The sequence below is a fragment of the Ramlibacter sp. MMS24-I3-19 genome, assembly GCF_050320135.1.
In the GTDB taxonomy this organism is placed as follows: Bacteria; Pseudomonadota; Gammaproteobacteria; order Burkholderiales; family Burkholderiaceae_C; genus Ramlibacter.
This window is the reverse complement of the sequence record NZ_CP190017.1, coordinates 1,993,672-2,011,647: the sequence shown is the minus strand read 5'-3', so window position 1 is coordinate 2,011,647 and position 17,976 is coordinate 1,993,672. Positions and strand designations below refer to the sequence as shown.

Sequence of the window (17,976 nt, the reverse complement as noted above, 5' to 3'; positions counted from 1 at the left end):
ATAACATGCAGCGCGAACACCCTTCAGTCGTGGATCCGGCTCCGCCGGTCCACGACTGACTAGCCAAGCACATTCACATCGCGCAGCGATGTGAATGGGAAATAAGGTGAAGTTCCCCATAGGCCGGATTCTGTGCGGCGCGGTTGCCCGCGCCGTGACCGCCATTCCTCTGGGCCGGGGGTCGCCCCACCGGCTCGGTGCTACCTACCCGCCAACTCCCCGGGACACAGGTCGACGTTGGCCTACTTGGTATTGCTGCGCGTAGAGATTGCCCGTTTCACCCTGCCTTGCGGGAGGGTGGACTCGTGCCTTCGGCTTGCGCCTCCGGCGCGAATCCGCCCGCAAGGCAGACTCGTCTCTGTTGCTCTGATCCTCACCTCGCGGTGGACAGGTGTTGCCTGCTACGCTGCCCTGCGCAGTCCGGACCTTCCTCCAGTGCGGCCTTTCGGCACTTGCACCAGCGGCGGTCTGGCGAACTTCACGGCCGGTATGATCGCACGCTCCGCGGCACATCCCGCCGCACCGGCAACTGCTTGATCAATACAAGCCGTGATCCGCATCTCCGAACTCAAACTCCCCCTCGCCCAGGCGGAGCAGCCTGAACCCACGCTGCTCGCAGCCGCCGCGCGCCTGCTGGGCGTGCCGGCCGCCGACATCGCCAGCCTCACCGTCTTCAAGCGCAGCTTCGATGCGCGCAAGGCCGACCTGCTGGCCGTCTTCATCGTCGACCTCACGCTGGCCGATCCCGCCCAGGAATCCGCCTTGCTGGCGCGTCACGCGAAGCACCCGCACATCGCCGCCACGCCCGACATGGAATGGCGGCCGCCCCTGGTCGCGCGCGAAGCGCCACCGTTGCGTCCGGTGGTGATCGGCTTCGGCCCCTGCGGCATCTTCGCCGCGCTGGTGCTGGCACAGATGGGCCTCAAACCCATCGTGCTCGAGCGTGGCAAGACCGTGCGCCAGCGCACCAAGGACACCTGGGGCCTGTGGCGCCAGCGCGTGCTGCAGCCCGAGAGCAACGTGCAGTTCGGCGAAGGCGGCGCCGGCACCTTCTCCGACGGCAAGCTGTGGAGCCAGATCAAGGACCCGCGGCACCTGGGCCGCAAGGTGATGCACGAGTTCGTCAAGGCGGGCGCACCCGAGGAGATCCTGATCGCCGCGCATCCGCACATCGGCACATTCAAGCTGGTGAAGGTGGTGGAGACCATGCGCGAGCAGATCCTCGCCCTCGGCGGCGAGATCCGCTTCCAGCAGCGCGTCACCGATTTCGTGATCGAGGACGGGCACCTGCGCGGCCTGAAGGTCCTGCACCAGGACACCGGCGCCACGAGCGAGCTGCGCGCGGACCACGTGGTGCTGGCGCTCGGGCACAGCTCGCGCGACACCTTCGAGGCGCTGTACGCGCGCGGCGTGTTCCTGGAGGCCAAGCCGTTCTCGATCGGTTTCCGCATCGAGCACCCGCAGGGGATGATCGACCGCGCGCGCTGGGGCCGGCATGCGGGGCACCCGCTGCTGGGCGCCGCCGACTACAAGCTGGTGCACCACGCCAGCAACGGCCGCGCGGTCTACAGCTTCTGCATGTGCCCGGGTGGCACCGTGGTGGCGGCCACGTCCGAGCCGAACCGCGTCGTCACCAACGGCATGAGCCAGTACTCGCGCAACGAGCGCAACGCCAACGCCGGCATCGTGGTGTCCATCGACCCGGCGGACTATCCTGGCGGCCCGCTCGCCGGCGTCGCGCTGCAGCGCGAGCTGGAGTCGCGCGCCTTCGTCCTCGGCGGCAGCACGTACGAGGCGCCCGGCCAGCTGGTGGGCGACTTCGTCGCCGGCAAGCCCTCCACCGGGTTCGGCGACGTGCTGCCCTCGTACAAGCCGGGCGTGAAGCTCGGCGACCTGCACCCTTCGCTGCCGCCGTATGCCATCGAAGCGCTGCGCGAGGCGCTGCCGGCGTTCGGCCGCAAGATCGCCGGCTTCGACCGGCACGACGCCGTGCTCACCGGCGTCGAGACACGCACCTCCTCGCCGCTGCGCATCACGCGCGGCGATGATTTCCAGAGCCTGAACGTCCGCGGCCTCTACCCCGCCGGCGAAGGCGCGGGCTACGCCGGCGGCATCCTGTCGGCCGGCGTGGACGGCATCAAGGTGGGCGAGGCCGTTGCACGCAGCCTCGCCCCGACCCTGCAATGAATCCCATGACGACACCAGCGACCACCGACACCCCCGAAGCGCCCGCACCGGCCAGCGCGCCTGCCGCATCCGCCGCGGCGAAGAAGCGCAGGAAGCCTGCGCCGCGCCAGACCCATCCGCTGCTGCAGACCTTGTGGGAGCTGTACCCGACGCTGTTCGGCGCCCGCTTCCTGCCGCTCAAGCTGGGCGTGTTCGAGGAGATGCGCGCCGCGCACCCCGACAAGCTGCCGGCCGAAGAGCTGAAGGTGGCGCTGGGCCTGCACACCCGCTCGAACCGCTACCTGGAGGCCGTCGCGACCGGGCTGCCGCGGCACGACCTCGCCGGCCAGCCGGTCGAGCCGGTGGCGCCCGAGCACGTGCACCACGCGATCCTGGAGCTGTACCGGCGCAAGAGCACGACGCCGCAGGAGCCGGCAGCGCGCGAGCGCGCCATCGTGCAACTGGCAGCGGCGGTCGAACGATCGGGCCTGGACCGCGATGCCTATCGCGAGCGGTTCGGCCAGCATGATGCAAGCCGCGCAATGCTCGAAGAGGCCCTGGTCCTGGTCGGGCAGAAGACAGCGCGACAGGAAGCGCTGGTGCGCGCGTTCAAGGCCAGCGGGAAGACCGTCGATGAATTCGCCGACATGTACGGCATGACGCCAGCCGAAGTCGCGCGACTCGTGCAGCCGGGCTGAGACGGCGCGGTCTGCGCGACGGCAAAGATTGCGGCCCAGTTACGCACGCCACACGAGCGTGCGGCTTTTTGCCAGACTCGGGCCGCCATGCGGCTGCACCGAGATCCACGCGGTCCATCTCATCCGCTGAAAGTGGCCCTGCTGCTCGCGGCAATGGCCGCGTGCGGGTTCGCGCGCGCGCAGAACGACGCCGTGCCGTCCTTCAAGGACGTGGACTCGATCGAGGCGCGCGTGCAGGGCTGCGTCACCTGCCACGGCCAGAGCGGCCAAGGCACCAGCAACGGCTACTTCCCGCGCATTGCGGGCAAGCCGGCGGGATACCTGTACAACCAGCTGGTCGCCTTCCGTGACGGCACCCGGCGCTATCCGCCGATGAACTACCTGGTGGCGTACCTGCCGGACAGCTACCTGCGCGAGATCGCGGAGCACTTCGCCAGGCAGCGTCCACCCTTCGCGGCCAAGGAAACCGCCACTGCCGATGCGGCCACGCTGGCGCGCGGCAAGACCCTGGTGACCGCCGGCGATCCGCAGCGCGGCGTCCCCGCATGTTCCGCGTGCCATGGTGCCGGCCTCACCGGCATGGAGCCGGGCATCCCGGGCCTGGTGGGCCTGCGTCCCACCTACATCGTCGCGCAGCTGACCCGTTGGCGCGTGGGCGAGCGGCACGCGGCCGAGCCCGATTGCATGAAGCGCATTGCGACCCGCCTGGCCGACACTGACATCACTGCGGTGGCTGCGTGGCTCTCGCAGCAAGCACCGCCCAGGAACCCGTCGCCCGAGTCGTCGAACCTGGTGCGCATGCCGTTCGCTTGCGGGAGCCAGCGATGACGCGCGCACGGCTGGCGCTGCGGATGCTCCTGGCAGTCGTCGTCCTCGCCTTGATCGCGGCGGGCGTCGTGTACTGGATGCATCCGGGCATGCTGCCCAGCAATCCCAACGCGGCGGCGCCGAACGCCACGACCCAGGTGATCACGCGCGGCGAATACCTCGCGCGGGCCGGCGACTGCGTCGCGTGCCACACGGCCCCGAACGGCAAGGCGTTCGCCGGTGGACGGCCCATGCCCACACCGTTCGGCGCGCTCTGGGTTCCCAATATCACGCCCGACGACGAGACCGGCATCGGCAAGTGGACCTCCGACGAGTTCTACCGGATGCTGCACACGGGCGTTTCGCGCGACGGCACCCTGCTCTACCCGGCGATGCCGTTCGCCTCGTACACCAAGGTCACGCGAGCCGACTCCGATGCGATCTACGCGTACCTGATGTCGGTGACGCCCGTGAAGCAGCCCAACCATCCGCACGAGCTGAAGTTTCCCTTCAACAATCGCGACCTCCTGATCGGCTGGCGCACGCTGTACTTCAAGGAAGGCGAATACCAGCCCAACCCGAAGCAGTCCGCGGACTGGAACCGCGGGGCCTATCTCGTGCAGGGCCTGGGCCACTGCGCGATGTGCCACACGGCGATCAACGCGCTCGGCGGTTCCAGCGAATCGAAGGCGTTCGAGGGCGGGATGATTCCCAACCAGAACTGGTACGCGCCCTCGCTCACCTCCAACCGCGAGGCGGGGCTGGGCAACTGGGAGATCCAGGACATCGCCGACCTGCTGCAGGTGGGCGTCTCGCACCGCGGCACCACTTACGGGCCGATGGCCGAGGTGGTCTACAACAGCCTGCAGTACCTCAGCGACGACGACGTGCGTGCCATGGCCGTGTACCTGAAGGCGCTGCCGCAGCGCGACTCGGAGCCGCCGCCGACCAGCCAGGCCCGCATGGTGCAACCGCAGGTGATGGAGACCGGCCGCAAGGTCTATGCAGCGCAGTGCTCGATGTGCCACGGCGACGAGGGCAAGGGCCATGCGCCTGCCTATCCGCCGCTCGCGGGCAACCAGTCGATCACCATGTCCTCGCCCGTCAATGCGATCCGCATGGTGCTGAACGGCGGTTATCCGCCCGGCACGCGCAAGAACGCACGCCCGCATGGCATGCCGCCGTTCAGCCACATCCTGAACGACGAAGAGGTGGCCGCTGTGGTCACCTACATCCGTGTTGCCTGGGGCAACAGCGGCACACCGGTGGCGCCGAGCCAGGCGAACGAGCTGCGCAAGCTGCTGCCCGAATGAAGCCAGCCATGACCGAGACTCCTTCCTCACCCGGCGATGGTGACGACCGGCAGGTCGACGAGATCGTCGGCCGCGGACCGTCGGGCGCCTTCGCCGTCGCCGGCGTGGCGACCGCCATCGTGGTCGTGCTCTATGTCCTCTTCTACCTGGTGGTCTACCTGCCGCGCGGGGCCGTGCAGTGAGCGCGACGCTGCCTCCCAGTGGTCCCGGTGCGCACGGCTCGGAAGCCGTGTCGCTGGCCGCGGAACGCCGCTGGGCCTTCATCGTCGTGGCGATCATCGCCTTCATGGTGCTGCTGATGGTCGTGACCGGCCTGCACTGGGCGTCGATGCCGCCGTCGCGCGTGGAGACCGTGGACGTCAGGACGGTCCACCTGAAGGGCGAGTTCGTCGAGTCGAACCTGGGCACGACGCTGGGCCCCGACGGCAAGGTGACCGTGCGCCTGATCGCGCAGCAGTACTCGTTCATCCCGCAATGCATCGTCGTGCCCGCCGGGATGCCGGTGACGTTCCGCGGCACCGCCACCGATGCCATCCACGGCTTCGTGATCGGCCGCACCAACGCGAACACGATGCTGGTGCCCGGCTTCGTCGCGACGTTCACCACCTCGTTCCCGCGCGCCGGCGAGCAGCTGATGCCGTGCCACGAATACTGCGGCACCGGCCACGAGGCGATGTGGGGGCACGTGCAGGTGCTGCCGCCCGAGGAATTCCTGACGAAGGCGCGAAGCGGAGAAAGGCTCAGCTGTGTTCCACGCTAGGAAACTCGTGCTCGCCCATTTCTGGGTCGCCTTCGTCGCGTTCCTCGGCGCGCTGGTGCTCGGGGCCTGGCAGATGTACGTGCGCAGCCCGCTCTGGACCTGGATCAACAACCCGGAGCACTACTACCGCTCGGTGACCGCGCACGGCACCGTGATGGCCTACGTGCTGCCCACGCTGGTGGCGATGGGGTTCGGCTACGCGATCACCGAACTCTCGCTGCGCCGGCCGCTGATCGGCGTGCGCTGGGCCTGGGCCGGCTTCTGGCTGCTGATCGTGGGAACCGTGATGGCGGCGGTCACCATGGGCCTGGGCAAGGCCTCGGTGCTCTACACCTTCTACCCGCCGATGCTGGCCAGCCCGTTCTACTACTTCGGCGTCGTCCTCGTGGTGGTGGGCTCGTGGGTGTGGGTGGCGCTGATGTCGATCAACCTGCGCGCCTGGAAGAAGGACAACCCCGGTGTACCCGTGCCGCTGGCGATGTTCGGCAACGTGGCCGGCGCCTACCTGTGGGCCTGGACCTCGGTCGGCGCCGCGACCGAGGTGATCGTGCTGATCCTGCCCGCCTCGCTGGGGCTCACCGACACCATCAATGCGGGCCTGGCGCGCGTGTTCTTCTCCTGGACGCTGCACGCCATCGTGTATTTCTGGCTGATGCCTTCGTACATCGTCTTCTACACGATCGTGCCGCGCGCCATCGGCGGACGGCTGTACAGCGACACGATGGGCCGCGTGGCCTTCGCGCTGTTCCTGGTGTTCTCGATGCCGATCGGCATCCACCACCTGTTCGCCGACCCGCAGGTGGGCGTCGGCTTCAAGTTCGTGCATGCGGCGATGACGGCCATGGTGTCCATCCCGACGCTGCTGACCGTGTTCACCATCGTCGCCTCGGTCGAGATCGCCGGCCGGCTGCGCGGTGGACGCGGACTGTTCGGCTGGGTGAAGGCGCTGCCCTGGGACGAGCCGATGATGCTGGCCGTCACCTTCTCGTTCGTGATGCTGGGCTTCGGCGGCGCCGGGGGCCTGATCAACATGAGCATGCAGCTGAACGAGACCATCCACAACACGCAGTGGGTGACCGGGCACTTCCACCTGATCTTCGCCGGCGCCATCGTGCTGATGTACTTCATGGCGGCGTACGAACTGTGGCCGCAGCTGACCGGACGCATCCCGTCGCGCGGCCTCGTGAAGGTGCAGGTGTGGCTATGGTTCGTGGGCATGATGGTGCTGTCGATGCCGTGGCACCTGGTCGGCCTGCTGGGCATGCCGCGACGCATGGCGTATTACGACTACACACATCCCGACCTGCACACGCAGGCCTGGACCGTCACGGTCTCCGCGCTGGGCGGGTTCACGCTGCTGGCCTCCGGCGTGCTGCTGGTCTGGATCCTGGCGACCGCGCGCAAGCGGGGCACGGCGGCCGTCGAACCGTTCACGTTCAGCCGCCCGGCACACCCCGTCACGCACACGCCCTTGGCCCTGAACGGCCTCGGCCTGTGGGTCGGGATGATGATCGCCCTGACTGTGGTGAACTACGGCTACCCCATCGCCCAGCTCGCCTCGATCAAGGAGGCGTCCGTCCCGGTGATCCCGATCGGGAGCCGCTGATGCACGAGTACCGCATCTCGTGGCGGAATCCGCTGGTGCGCTGGAGCATTTCGATGCTCGTCGCCCTGACGGTGCTGTGCCTGCTGGTCGGCTTCCTGTGGCTGCCGTCGGTCCACAAGGATTTCACCGCACAGGGCCTCTGGGCCAGCATCTGCCGCGCGGCGGGCGTGCCCAGCGCATGGCAGGTCGGCGGCGCCGCCGCACCGCTGCCGCCCCAGGCGACACAGGTGGCGCTGGACCGCAGCATGGTGCGCAGCGCCGGCTCGGACTCGGTGGGTCGAGGCGCCACGCTGGCCCTGAACTGCACCATGTGCCACGGTGCGCAGGGCATGAGCACGTCGAACGCGCCCAACCTGGCGGGCCAGTATCCCGAGGTGGTGATCAAGCAGCTGCGCGACTACAAGGCCGGCAAGCGTGCGAGCCCCATCATGGTGGCAATCTCGAAGAGCCTCTCCGAGCGCGACATCGACGACCTCGCCGCCTACTACACCTCGCTGCCCAAGGCGCGCACGGCGCCGACGACGTACGACGAGTCGCTGCCCGCGCTGGTGCGCGTGGGCGCGCCCTTGCGCAACATCGCGCCTTGCATCTCGTGCCACGGCGGCGTCGACCAGAAGCTCGGCGCGCCATGGATCGAAGGCATGCCCAAGGTCTACCTCGTGGAGCAGCTGCGTGCGTTCCGCAGCGGCGGGCGCCGCAGCGACATCGAAGGCCAGATGCGGGCCGTCGCGCGCACCTTGACGGATGCCGAGATCGACGAGGTGTCCACCTTCTACGCCGGCAAGGCGGCGGTGGCGGGACGCTGAGGCCAAAACGAAGAAGCCGCCCGAAGGCGGCTCTTGCGATGCGAGTTGCGCCTCAGGCCTGCGCCGCCTGCAACGCGGCGATGCGCTCCTCGATCGGCGGGTGCGACGAGAACAGCTTGCCCACGCCCGAGGTGATGCCCATGGACTGCAGGCCGCGCGGCAGTTCGCCGGGGACCATGCCGCCCAGGCGGGCCAGCGCGTTGATCATGGGCTGCCGCTGGCCCATGAGTTGGGTCGAGCCGCGGTCGGCGCGGAACTCGCGCTGGCGCGAGAACCAGGCCACGATGATCGCGGCGAGGAAGCCGAACACGATGTCCAGCACGATGGTGGTCACCATGTACCCGATGCCGGGTCCGCTGCGCTGCTGGTCGCCGCGGCTGAGCCAGCTGTCGACGAGATAGCCGATGACCCGCGAGAGGAACACGACGAACGTGTTCATCACGCCCTGGATCAGCGTCATCGTGACCATGTCGCCATTGGCGACGTGCGCCACCTCGTGGCCGATCACCGCTTCGACCTCTTCCCGCGTCATGCCCTGCAGCAGGCCCGTGGACACCGCGACCAGCGCGCTGTTCTTGAACGCACCGGTGGCGAACGCATTCGGCTCGCCCTCGAAGATGCCCACCTCCGGCATGCCGATGCCTGCCTTGTCGGCGAACCGGCGCACGGTGTCGACGATCCAGCGCTCGTCGGGCGAGCCGCTGCCGTCGATGACCTGGACCCCCGAGCTCCACTTGGCGATCGGCTTGGACAGCAGCAGCGAGATGATCGCGCCGCCGAAGCCCATGATGAACGCGAACACCAGCAGGGCGCCGAGGTTCAGGCCGTTGGCCGTGAGATAGCGGTTGACGCCCAGCAGGCTGGCGACGATGCCCAGCACCACCACCACGGCGAGGTTGGTGGCCAGGAACAGGAAGATTCTTTTCATCGGGTGCTCCGTACAAAACAGGAAGGGCTCGCGCGCCAGATGTGGGCTCCCCAGCCGAACTCAAGCGCGTCGTGGTGCCGCCGCGGTGTCTGCCTCAGGCTTGCGCGGCCGGAACACCACTGAGTCATCGTAGAACGAAAAGTTCTCGTTGGCCGCCCACCACCCCGGGAGCCCCAGCACCGGCAACGGCGTGAACGGCTTCGCGGCCAGCCACTCGGGCGTGCACTGCGCGGCGAGCCAGGCATCCGCGGCCTCGACGCTGTCCAGGGGCGCCGGCGCGTGCCAGACATGGGCCGTCATGTCCTTGCGCGGCGCGGCCAGTTTCTCGAGCAGCGCATGACCCACGATCAGCACCCGCGCCTGCGCCCAGAGCGGCCGCAAATCGACGAACAGCTGCCGCCAGTCGCGCGCCAGCAGCGCGTCCCAGAGCGGCTGCGGGGCGTCGAGCAGCAGGCCGTTCTCGTCGAAGACGGTGATGGCGTCGCGGACCGGACCGCGCCGGTCCGGGGCACTGCCCTGGGCCAACGCATGGGCCTGCACTTCGTTCAGCCGGCGCTTGGCCGCCGGAAGGCGAAGCCAGGTCAGGCCATTGAAGAAGTCGTGCAGGTTGTCGCGGGTCGGGCAGCAACCGGTCGTGTGGATGAACCGCTCGTAGGGTTCGCCGGCGGGGAGTTCCGATTGGGGGACGAAGCGGACCGGGCCGGGACCGGCAAGCTGAAGCGCGTCCGCGACGCTGCGTCCGCGGTTCACCTCGAGTTCAACGCGCTCACCGGGATCGCGCCACGCCTGGTACCAGGGCTGCGACCAGTCGAGGCCGCTCAGGCCACCTTCCACGCCATCGCCTCGCCTGCGCGCAGCGGCTTCAGCTGTGCTTCGCCGAACGGCACCGACTCGGGCAGCGTCCAGGCCTGGCGGCGCAGCGTGAGCGTGCCGGCGTTGCGCGGCAGGCCGTAGAAATCGGCGCCGTGCAGGCTGGCGAAGCCCTCCAGCTTGTCCAGCGCGCCGGCATCGTCGAATGCCTCGGCATAGAGCTCCATCGCCGACAGCGCGGTGTAGCAGCCGGCGCAGCCCACCGCATGCTCCTTCAGGTGCGCAGCGTGCGGTGCACTGTCGGTGCCGAGGAAGAACCTGGAGCTGCCGGAGGTGGCCGCCTCGACCAGCGCCACGCGGTGCGTCTCGCGCTTGAGCACCGGCAGGCAGTAGTAGTGCGGCCGCACGCCGCCCAGGAAGATGGCGTTGCGGTTGTACAGCAGGTGGTGCGCGGTGATCGTCGCAGCCGTGTTGGCGTCGGAGTCGCGGATGTACTGCGCCGCCTCGCGCGTCGTGATGTGCTCCATCACGATCTTCAGGCCCGGGAAGTCCTTGCGCAGCGGGATCAGCTTCTGGTCGATGAACACCGCCTCGCGGTCGAACAGGTCGACCTCGGGATCCGTCACTTCGCCGTGCACCAGCAGCACCAGGCCCTCGCGCTGCATGGCCTCGAGCGTGCGGTAGGTCTTGCGGATGTCGGTGACGCCGGCATCGCTGTTGGTGGTGGCGCCGGCCGGATAGAGCTTCACCGCGACCACGCCGGCCTCCTTCGCGCGCCGGATCTCGTCGGGCGGCAGGTTGTCGGTGAGATACAGGGTCATCAGCGGCTCGAACGACGTGCCGCGCGGCACGACGGCGCGGATGCGGTCGCGATAGGCCACGGCCAGCGCGGTGGTGGTCACCGGCGGCTTGAGGTTGGGCATGATGATCGCGCGCCCGAACTGCGCGGCGCTGTGCGGCACGACGGCCGCCATCGCGGCGCCATCGCGCACATGCAGGTGCCAGTCGTCGGGGCGGGTGATGGTGAGCTCGTTCAGCATCACGCGATTGTCCCAGAGCGGGAGAACTCCCAAACGCAGCGAGCGCCAGGGCTCAGTGGCTGAGGATCTTGTTCAGGAAGTCCTTGGTGCGCGCCTGGCGGTTCTCGGGATGGCCGAAGAACTCCTCCTTCGAGCAGTCCTCCAGGATGCGGCCGCCGACGTCGATGAAGATCACGCGGTTGGCCACCTTGCGGGCGAAGCCCATCTCGTGCGTGACCACCATCATGGTCATGCCTTCCTTGGCCAGGCCGACCATCACGTCCAGCACCTCGCCGACCATCTCCGGGTCGAGCGCGGAGGTGGGTTCGTCGAACAGCATCACCACGGGATCCATCGACAGCGCGCGCGCGATCGCCACCCGCTGCTGCTGGCCGCCCGAGAGCTGGCCGGGGAACTTGTCCTTGTGCGCCATCAGGCCCACGCGGTCGAGCATCTTCAGCCCGCGCGCCTTGGCCTCGTCGGGCTTGCGGCCCAGCACCTTGATCTGCGCGATGGTGAGGTTCTCGGTCACCGACAGGTGCGGGAACAGCTCGAAGTGCTGGAACACCATGCCCACGCGGCTGCGCAGCTTCGGCAGGTCGGTCTTCGCGTCCGTCACCGAAACGCCGTCGACGGTGATGGCGCCCTTCTGCACCGGCTCGAGGCCGTTCACCGTCTTGATCAGGGTGGACTTGCCCGAGCCCGAGGGGCCGCACACGACGACCACGTCGCCCTTGTTGATGGTGACGGAGCAGTCGGTCAGCACCTGCACCGGGCCGTACCACTTGGAGATGTTCTTGATCTCAATCATCAGTTTCTCCGATCAGAGACTGGAGTTAGCCAGGCGCGAGCTGCTCGCAAGCGCAAGACGACATGCGGGGCCACCGCGGAACCGGCTTTGCCGGGCCGCTGGTGGCGCCCCCTGAGGGGGAGGCGCCGAAGGCGCTTCGGGGGGAGCCTGTCATCGAATGATGGCGATGCGAGCCTGCAGGCGCTTGACGAGGGCGGACAGGGCGACGCAGATGAGGAAGTAGACCACCGCGGCGAGCAGGTACGACTCCTCGGGGCGGCCGTAGATCTTGCCCGCCGTGACGAAGCCCTTGAGCAGGTCGTAGGCGCCGATGGCGTACACGAGCGAGGTGTCCTGGAACAGGATGATGGTCTGCGTCAGCAGCACAGGGAGCATGTTGCGGAACGCCTGCGGCAGCACCACCAGCCGCATGTTCTGCGCATAGGTCATGCCCATGGCCTGGCCGGCGTACACCTGGCCGCGCGGGATGGACTGGATGCCGGCCCGCATGATCTCGCTGAAGTACGCGGCCTCGAAGGCGATGAAGGTGATGATGGCCGAGTACTCGGCGCCCACCGGCCTGCCGATGATCAGCGGCACGAGCAGGAAGAACCACAGGATCACCATCACCAGCGGGATCGACCGCATGCCGTTGACGTAGACGGTCGCCGGAATCGCCAGCACGGGGCTGCCGGAGAGGCGCATCAGCGCGAGCAGCGTGCCGAAGACGATGCCGCCCAGCGTGGAGATGAAAGTGAGCTGCAGGCTGAAGTAGAAGCCGTTGAGGACGTACTTGCTGATCAGGTCCCAGGAGAAGAACGACAGGTCCATGTCAGTGGCCCCCGCCCGTGCCGCCGGCCACGATGAAGCCGGGGATCTGCACCCGGCGCTCGATGAACGCGAACAGTCGGTTCACCGCGAACGCCGACAGGGCATAGAGGCCGGTGACGGCCAGGTAGATCTCGATGCCGCGCGACGTTTCCTCCTGCGCCTGCATCGCGAACATCGTGAGTTCGGCGATCGACACCGCGAAGGCCACCGACGAATTCTTCAGCAGGTTCATCGACTCGCTGGTGAGCGGCGGCAGGATGATGCGGAACGCCATCGGCAGGATCACGTAGCGGTAGGTCTGCGCCGTGGTGAAGCCCATGGCAAGGCCCGCGTAGCGCTGGCCGCGCGGCAGCGCCTGCACGCCGGCGCGCACCTGCTCCGCGATGCGCGCCGAGGTGAAGAAGCCGAGGGCGAACACCACCAGCAGGAAGCCGGGCACCTGCCGGAAGCCCGGGAACAGCTTGGGCACCACGAAGTACCAGATGAACAGCTGCACCAGGATCGGGATGTTGCGGAACAGCTCGACCCAGGCATTGGCGAAGCGCACCACCCAGGGGCTGTTGGGCAGCGTGCGCGCCGTGCCCACCAGCGCGCCGACGATGACCGCCACGAACCACGCGGCGACGGCGACCGCCAGGGTCCAGCCCCACGCGTTCAGCATCCATTGCAGGTAGGTCTGGTCGCCCCGGCCCGCCCAGCACGAAGGCTCGAGCGTCGCCTCCGTCGTGTTCCTGCAGAAAACCTGCCAGTCCCAAGCCATCGTTCACACCCCGCCCGGGGGCCCCTCGTCAGTTGATCTTCTTGCGCGGTCGGCGTCGCGACTGCCCGGCCGACCTTAAGCACAAACCCCGCCTGCGGCAAGCGCCAGGCGGGGTCTGTTGTTCCGGCGCGGCGCCGGATTACTTCTTCTGGTAGTCCTCGACCGGCTTGTCGTTCGGGTTGGCCCAGGTCTGCTTGGTGGCCTCGCTGGCCGGCAGGTTCAGCTTGGCGCCCTTGGGCGGGATCGGCTGCACGAACCACTTGTCGTAGATCTTGGCGATCTCGCCGGACTTCATCAGGTCCTTCAGCGTGTCGTCGGCCAGCTTCTTGAAGGCCGGATCGTCCTTGCGCAGCATGATCGCGATGGGCTCGACGCTGATCGGCTCGCCCACGATCTTGAAGTCGGCGGGGTTCTTGCTGCCCGCGATGTTGCCGGCCAGGATCTGGCCGTCCATCACGAAGGCGTCGGCGCGGCCGGACTCCAGCATCAGGAAGCTGTCGGCGTGGTCCTTGCCGAACACTTCGTTGAAGTTGACGTTCTTGGCGCGCTCGTTCTTGCGCAGCAGCTGGACCGAGGTGGTGCCGGTGGTGGTGGCCACCGTCTTGCCATTGAGCTGCGCCAGCGAGTTGATGCCGGAGTTGGCGCGCACGGCGATGCGCACTTCCTCGACGTAGGTCGTGTCGGCGAAGGCGACGTCCTTGGCACGGGCCGAGTTGTTGGTGGTGGAGCCGCACTCGATGTCGACGGTGCCGTTGGCCACCAGCGGGACGCGGTTCTGCGAGGTCACGGGCAGGTACTTGACCTCGACCTTCTTGCCGATCTGCTTCTCGAGGTTGGCGATGATGCGCTGGCACAGCTCCACGTGGTAGCCCACGTACTTGCCGTCACCCAGCGTGTACGACAGCGCGCCGGAGGAATCGCGCACGCCCATCGTGATGGAGCCCGAGTTCTTCACCTTGGCGATGGTGTCGTTCGCCTGGGCGAACACGCCACCGCAAGCCGCGGCCACCGCAACGGCCAACAGAACCTTCTTCATGCAAATCTCCTGTGTCCGCGACAGCCGCGGGGATGAAACTGAGAACGAAATTCTAGACAGGTGAGCTTCGGGGATTACCCTGAAAAGCTGACGGCTCAGCCGCACAGGACCGGGCAAGCAGGGTTCATGCCGCCTTGCCGTTGGCGTCCAGGCGCAGGGGCTGCGTCAGGCGCTCGGGCACGAGCAGGGCCTCGATGTCGGCGCGCGTCATGATGCCCAGGGTCTCGGCCACCTGGTCCAGCGGGGCGCCGGTGGCGATCGCCGTCTTGGCCATCAATGCGGCCTTCTCGTAGCCGATGATGGGATTCAGCGCGGTCACCAGCGTCACCGACTCGCGCACCCGCTTCTGCAGCACGGCGTGGTTGGCCTCGATGCCGGCCACGCAATTGGCCTGCAGCGTGAGGCAGGCGTTGGAGAGGTGGCGGATGCTCTTGTACAGGCTCCAGCCCATGATCGGCTCGAAGGCATTGAGCTGCAGCTGCCCGGCTTCCGATGCCATGGTCACCGTCATGTCGTTGCCGATCACCTCGAACGCCACCTGGTTCATCACCTCGGGAATCACCGGGTTCACCTTGCCCGGCATGATCGAGGAGCCGGCCTGGCGCGCCGGCAGCTTGATGTCGCCGAAGCCGGCCTGCGGCCCGCTGGACAGCAGGCGCAGGTCGTTGCAGGTCTTGGACAGCTTGGTGGCCACGCGCTTGAGCACGCCGGACATCTGCACGAAGGCACCGGTGTCCTGCGTGGCCTCGACCAGGTTCTTGGCTTTCACCACCGGCACGCCCGACACCTCGGCCAGCCGCTTGCACGCGAGTTCGGCGTAGCCATGCGGCGCGTTGATGCCGGTGCCGATGGCCGTGGCGCCGAGGTTGATCTCCTGGATCAGCGCGCGCGCCTCGCGCAGCCGCTCCTCGTCCTCTTCCATCATCACGCCGTAGGTGGAGAACTCCTGCCCCAGCGTCATCGGGACCGCGTCCTGCAGCTGCGTGCGGCCGATCTTCAGCACCGACTTGAATTCCTCGGCCTTGGCTTCGAAGCCCGCGCGCAGGAACGCCATCGAATCCAGCAGGTTGTCGATGCCGAACCAGAGCGACAGGCGCACCGCGGTGGGATACACGTCGTTGGTGCTCTGCGAAGCATTGACGTGGTCGTTCGGGTGCAGCACGTCGTAGCGGCCCTTCTCGAACCCCATGCGCTCGAGCGCCAGGTTGGCGATCACCTCGTTGGCGTTCATGTTGGTCGAGGTGCCCGCGCCGCCCTGGATGACGTCGACCACGAACTGGTCGTGGTACTCGCCGGCGATCAGCTTCTCGCAGGCGAACATGATCGCGTAGGCCCGCGCCTCGTCGAGCACGCCCAGTTCGAGGTTGGCCTTCGCGGTGGCCTTCTTCACGTAGCCGAACGCGCGCACCAGCTCCGGCATGGCCGACACCGGCGTGCCGGAGATCGGGAAGTTCTCCACCGCGCGCGCCGTGTGCACGCCCCAGTAGGCATGCGCCGGGATCTGCTTGTTGCCGAGGAAATCGTGTTCGATGCGATGGTCGTTGGGCATGGTCCGGGACATGGAGCCGAAGTGGCGCGGACTGTAGTCCCGCGTTGTCGCGCCAGCCAATGCCGTTTGCGTTCGGGGCCCATGCGCGAAACGCATGATGCAGCGCCGGCGCGACTCTCCAGCTCTTCAGCGGATGCCCGGATGCTCCGCCAGGTAGCTCCAAAGGGCCTGCGTCGTGCCCTTGGGCGCCTCGCGTCCGGACGGCTTCTCGCGGTACGCGCGCAGGTCCATCGCCATCTCCAGCACCAGCCCCGGCGGGCAGGCCGGCACGAGCTTGCGCGCGCGCACTTCCTTCTTCACCGCGCTCTCGGGCAGGAAGGCGATGCCATGGCCTTCCAGCGCCATCGCTTTCAGGCCCTCGGCCATGTCGGTCTCGTACACGCGGTCCAGGTGGATCGCGGTGCCGGACTGCTTGAGGATCAGGTCGGTGACGCGCCCGAGGTAGGCGCCCGGCGCGTAGCCCAGGTAAGGCAGCGGGTGTGCCGCGCGTCCGGGCAGGCGGAACATCGGCTCGCCCGATGCATCGGCCTTGCAATACGGCGCCAGCCGCTCCTGGTCCAGCGTGACCATCTCGTAGCGGTCGGTGTCCAGCTGCAGCGGCTGCGAGGCATGGTGGTAGGCGATCAGCACGTCGCAGCCGCCCTCCACCAGCCGCATCACGGCGTCATGCACGTTCAGCGCGATCAGGCGGCTCTTGATGGGGCCGAACTTGTCGCGCAGGCTGGAAACCCAGGCCGGGAAGAACGTGAAGGCGAGCGTGTGCGGCACCGCGAACTCGATGACGTCCTGGGCCGCGGCCGAGTGGCCACGCAGCATGGCGCGCGTGCTTTGCAGCGCCTGCAGCACCTCGATGGATTGCGTGTAGAGCGTCTCGCCAGCCGGCGTCAGGCGCGTCGGGTACGAGCTGCGGTCCACCAGGTCGGTGCCGGCCCATGCCTCCAGCGCCTGGATGCGGCGCGAGAACGCCGGCTGCGTCACGTGCCGCAGTTGCGCCGAGCGGCTGAAGCTGCGCGTCTCGGCCAGGCTGACGAAATCCTCGAGCCACTTGGTTTCCATGCGCGATTATTCCCGCAGCCCTGCTCAGTTCAATCCGCGAGGATGGCCCAGCGCTCGTGATCGCGCCATCGGCCGCCGATCTTCAGGTAGCGCGGCGAAAAGCCTTCCTTCGCGAAACCGCACGACCGCACCAGCGCGAGCGACGGCGCGTTGTGCGGCTGGATGTTGGCCTCCAGCCGGTGCAGCTTCAGGCGGCCGAAGGCATGGCGCACCACGGCCTGCAGGCCTTCGCGCATCAGGCCCTGGCGCTCCTGGCCCGCGAACGCGTAGTAACCCAGGTAGCCGCTGCGGAACGAGCCGAGGATCACGTTGGTGAGGTTGACCACGCCGACCAGCGCCCCGCCCTCGCGCCGGCAGACCAGGAAGGCCTGCTGGCCCGGCCCGGCCATGCGCTCGATGTACTGCAGGAAATCGGTGCGGGTGCGCGGTGGATGAACCCAGGGCCGGTGCAGGCGGCTGCTGGCCTGGACGGCAGCGAGGAACGCGGGCGCATCGGCGGCGGTTGGCGTGCGCAGCACGATGCGCGGCGCGGCACGCCGTTCACCCGGCGCCGAGGCGCGCTTCATTTCGCCTCGCAGCTGCAGGCCGGGTTGCCCTTGTCGAACACGACGCGCCAGTGGCCGTCCGGCTCCAGCCGCCACACCGACGTGAAGCGGGCCACCAGCTTGCCCTGCGCATCGCGTACCGGGCCACTGCTGATCGCGAGCGTGCCGCTGTCCAGCACCTCGACCTGCTCGGGCTCCCACGAGAACGGCGCCTGCGCGCCGCTGTACCAGCGGGACCAGTAGTTCACGACGGCCTCGCGGCCGCGCAGCGGATCGGGCGTGGTGAAGAACACTGCTTCCTGCGACACGTGGCGTGCGAACGCCTGCAGGTCACGATCGGCCATGCTGCGGGCGAACGCACGTTCGGCGGCGAAGACGGCGTCCCGCGTCGCACCCTGCTTGGCGGCCGGTGCCGGCCCGACCGCGCAGGCGGCCAGCGAGCCGCAGAGGGCAACCAGTGCGAGCCAGGGTGTCAGTCGGCGCATGCGGGCATCTT

19 protein-coding genes and 1 other RNA gene are annotated in these 17,976 nt (G+C 68.1%); 8 read left to right on the top strand and 12 right to left on the bottom strand.

Translation table 11 applies throughout. The annotated features are described in order from the left end of the window. Positions 1-104 precede the first annotated feature (104 nt). An RNA gene (gene rnpB, locus ACPWT1_RS10085) (RNase P RNA component class A) lies at positions 105-480 on the bottom strand. Positions 481-549: 69 nt separating this feature from the next. Here rnpB and ACPWT1_RS10080 point away from each other — a divergent pair. From ACPWT1_RS10080 to ACPWT1_RS10045, 8 genes are all read left to right on the top strand, one after another. Beyond that, entirely contained in the window at positions 550-2,187 is a 1,638-nt protein-coding gene (locus tag ACPWT1_RS10080; protein WP_427915233.1) for an NAD(P)/FAD-dependent oxidoreductase, read from the top strand. Between the two features lie 5 nt (positions 2,188-2,192). After that, a complete protein-coding gene (locus ACPWT1_RS10075) occupies positions 2,193-2,864 on the top strand; it encodes a ProQ/FinO family protein (protein ID WP_427915232.1) in 672 nt (223 codons plus the stop codon). Positions 2,865-2,951: 87 nt separating this feature from the next. After that, on the top strand, positions 2,952-3,692 hold the full coding sequence (locus ACPWT1_RS10070) for a c-type cytochrome (protein WP_427915231.1): 741 nt from the start codon (positions 2,952-2,954) through the stop codon (positions 3,690-3,692). Beyond that, positions 3,689-4,984, top strand: a complete 1,296-nt coding sequence (locus ACPWT1_RS10065) for a c-type cytochrome (RefSeq protein WP_427915230.1) — start codon at positions 3,689-3,691, stop codon at positions 4,982-4,984. Before ACPWT1_RS10070 ends, ACPWT1_RS10065 begins: the two co-directional genes overlap by 4 nt. A gap of 8 nt (positions 4,985-4,992) precedes the next feature. Then, complete coding sequence (locus ACPWT1_RS10060; RefSeq protein WP_427915229.1) at positions 4,993-5,166, top strand: hypothetical protein; 174 nt, start codon at positions 4,993-4,995, stop codon at positions 5,164-5,166. Continuing rightward, positions 5,163-5,744, top strand: a complete 582-nt coding sequence (locus ACPWT1_RS10055; protein WP_427915228.1) for a cytochrome C oxidase subunit II — start codon at positions 5,163-5,165, stop codon at positions 5,742-5,744. Before ACPWT1_RS10060 ends, ACPWT1_RS10055 begins: the two co-directional genes overlap by 4 nt. Then, positions 5,731-7,350 (top strand): cbb3-type cytochrome c oxidase subunit I, encoded by a 1,620-nt coding sequence (locus ACPWT1_RS10050; protein WP_427915227.1) that lies wholly within the window; start codon positions 5,731-5,733, stop codon positions 7,348-7,350. The genes ACPWT1_RS10055 and ACPWT1_RS10050 overlap by 14 nt, the downstream gene beginning before the upstream one ends. Beyond that, complete coding sequence (locus ACPWT1_RS10045; protein ID WP_427915226.1) at positions 7,350-8,156, top strand: c-type cytochrome; 807 nt, start codon at positions 7,350-7,352, stop codon at positions 8,154-8,156. Before ACPWT1_RS10050 ends, ACPWT1_RS10045 begins: the two co-directional genes overlap by 1 nt. A gap of 52 nt (positions 8,157-8,208) precedes the next feature. Here the strand turns inward: ACPWT1_RS10045 and htpX are convergent, their stop codons facing one another. The 11 genes from htpX to ACPWT1_RS09990 form a co-directional block, all read right to left on the bottom strand. Continuing rightward, positions 8,209-9,084 (bottom strand): protease HtpX, encoded by an 876-nt coding sequence (htpX, locus tag ACPWT1_RS10040; protein WP_427915225.1) that lies wholly within the window; start codon positions 9,082-9,084, stop codon positions 8,209-8,211. A 60-nt stretch (positions 9,085-9,144) separates the two neighbouring features. Next, the gene (locus ACPWT1_RS10035; RefSeq protein ID WP_427915224.1) at positions 9,145-9,918 is read right to left on the bottom strand and encodes a DUF3025 domain-containing protein; all 774 of its coding nucleotides are present in this window, start codon (positions 9,916-9,918) and stop codon (positions 9,145-9,147) included. Next, positions 9,903-10,934, bottom strand: coding sequence for a dihydroorotase (pyrC, locus tag ACPWT1_RS10030; protein WP_427915223.1), 1,032 nt, complete (start codon positions 10,932-10,934; stop codon positions 9,903-9,905). Before pyrC ends, ACPWT1_RS10035 begins: the two co-directional genes overlap by 16 nt. A gap of 52 nt (positions 10,935-10,986) precedes the next feature. Continuing rightward, positions 10,987-11,724 (bottom strand): amino acid ABC transporter ATP-binding protein, encoded by a 738-nt coding sequence (locus tag ACPWT1_RS10025; protein ID WP_427915222.1) that lies wholly within the window; start codon positions 11,722-11,724, stop codon positions 10,987-10,989. 150 nt (positions 11,725-11,874) lie between these two features. Further along, positions 11,875-12,534, bottom strand: a complete 660-nt coding sequence (locus ACPWT1_RS10020; RefSeq protein ID WP_427915221.1) for an amino acid ABC transporter permease — start codon at positions 12,532-12,534, stop codon at positions 11,875-11,877. A 1-nt stretch (position 12,535) separates the two neighbouring features. Continuing rightward, the gene (locus tag ACPWT1_RS10015; RefSeq protein ID WP_427915220.1) at positions 12,536-13,294 is read right to left on the bottom strand and encodes an amino acid ABC transporter permease; all 759 of its coding nucleotides are present in this window, start codon (positions 13,292-13,294) and stop codon (positions 12,536-12,538) included. Between the two features lie 139 nt (positions 13,295-13,433). Beyond that, a complete protein-coding gene (locus ACPWT1_RS10010) occupies positions 13,434-14,330 on the bottom strand; it encodes an amino acid ABC transporter substrate-binding protein (protein ID WP_427915219.1) in 897 nt (298 codons plus the stop codon). Positions 14,331-14,454: 124 nt separating this feature from the next. Further along, on the bottom strand, positions 14,455-15,879 hold the full coding sequence (locus ACPWT1_RS10005; protein ID WP_427915218.1) for an aspartate ammonia-lyase: 1,425 nt from the start codon (positions 15,877-15,879) through the stop codon (positions 14,455-14,457). 126 nt (positions 15,880-16,005) lie between these two features. Then, a complete protein-coding gene (locus tag ACPWT1_RS10000; protein WP_427915217.1) occupies positions 16,006-16,935 on the bottom strand; it encodes a LysR substrate-binding domain-containing protein in 930 nt (309 codons plus the stop codon). Between the two features lie 29 nt (positions 16,936-16,964). Then, entirely contained in the window at positions 16,965-17,501 is a 537-nt protein-coding gene (locus ACPWT1_RS09995) for a GNAT family N-acetyltransferase (RefSeq protein ID WP_427915216.1), read from the bottom strand. Then, on the bottom strand, positions 17,498-17,965 hold the full coding sequence (locus ACPWT1_RS09990) for a YybH family protein (RefSeq protein ID WP_427915215.1): 468 nt from the start codon (positions 17,963-17,965) through the stop codon (positions 17,498-17,500). Before ACPWT1_RS09990 ends, ACPWT1_RS09995 begins: the two co-directional genes overlap by 4 nt. Positions 17,966-17,976: the final 11 nt, after the last annotated feature.

Coding starts and splice junctions, on each gene's coding strand:
- ACPWT1_RS09995 (WP_427915216.1), bottom strand. CDS start 17,501: ATGAAGCGCGCCTCGGCGCCGGGTGAACGGCGTGCCGCGCCGCGCATC.
- ACPWT1_RS10020 (WP_427915221.1), bottom strand. CDS start 12,534: ATGGACCTGTCGTTCTTCTCCTGGGACCTGATCAGCAAGTACGTCCTC.
- ACPWT1_RS10025 (WP_427915222.1), bottom strand. CDS start 11,724: ATGATTGAGATCAAGAACATCTCCAAGTGGTACGGCCCGGTGCAGGTG.
- ACPWT1_RS09990 (WP_427915215.1), bottom strand. CDS start 17,965: ATGCGCCGACTGACACCCTGGCTCGCACTGGTTGCCCTCTGCGGCTCG.
- ACPWT1_RS10060 (WP_427915229.1), top strand. CDS start 4,993: ATGACCGAGACTCCTTCCTCACCCGGCGATGGTGACGACCGGCAGGTC.
- ACPWT1_RS10045 (WP_427915226.1), top strand. CDS start 7,350: ATGCACGAGTACCGCATCTCGTGGCGGAATCCGCTGGTGCGCTGGAGC.
- ACPWT1_RS10000 (WP_427915217.1), bottom strand. CDS start 16,935: ATGGAAACCAAGTGGCTCGAGGATTTCGTCAGCCTGGCCGAGACGCGC.
- ACPWT1_RS10075 (WP_427915232.1), top strand. CDS start 2,193: ATGACGACACCAGCGACCACCGACACCCCCGAAGCGCCCGCACCGGCC.
- ACPWT1_RS10010 (WP_427915219.1), bottom strand. CDS start 14,330: ATGAAGAAGGTTCTGTTGGCCGTTGCGGTGGCCGCGGCTTGCGGTGGC.
- ACPWT1_RS10015 (WP_427915220.1), bottom strand. CDS start 13,294: ATGGCTTGGGACTGGCAGGTTTTCTGCAGGAACACGACGGAGGCGACG.
- htpX (WP_427915225.1), bottom strand. CDS start 9,084: ATGAAAAGAATCTTCCTGTTCCTGGCCACCAACCTCGCCGTGGTGGTG.
- pyrC (WP_427915223.1), bottom strand. CDS start 10,934: ATGCTGAACGAGCTCACCATCACCCGCCCCGACGACTGGCACCTGCAT.
- ACPWT1_RS10005 (WP_427915218.1), bottom strand. CDS start 15,879: ATGCCCAACGACCATCGCATCGAACACGATTTCCTCGGCAACAAGCAG.
- ACPWT1_RS10070 (WP_427915231.1), top strand. CDS start 2,952: ATGCGGCTGCACCGAGATCCACGCGGTCCATCTCATCCGCTGAAAGTG.
- ACPWT1_RS10065 (WP_427915230.1), top strand. CDS start 3,689: ATGACGCGCGCACGGCTGGCGCTGCGGATGCTCCTGGCAGTCGTCGTC.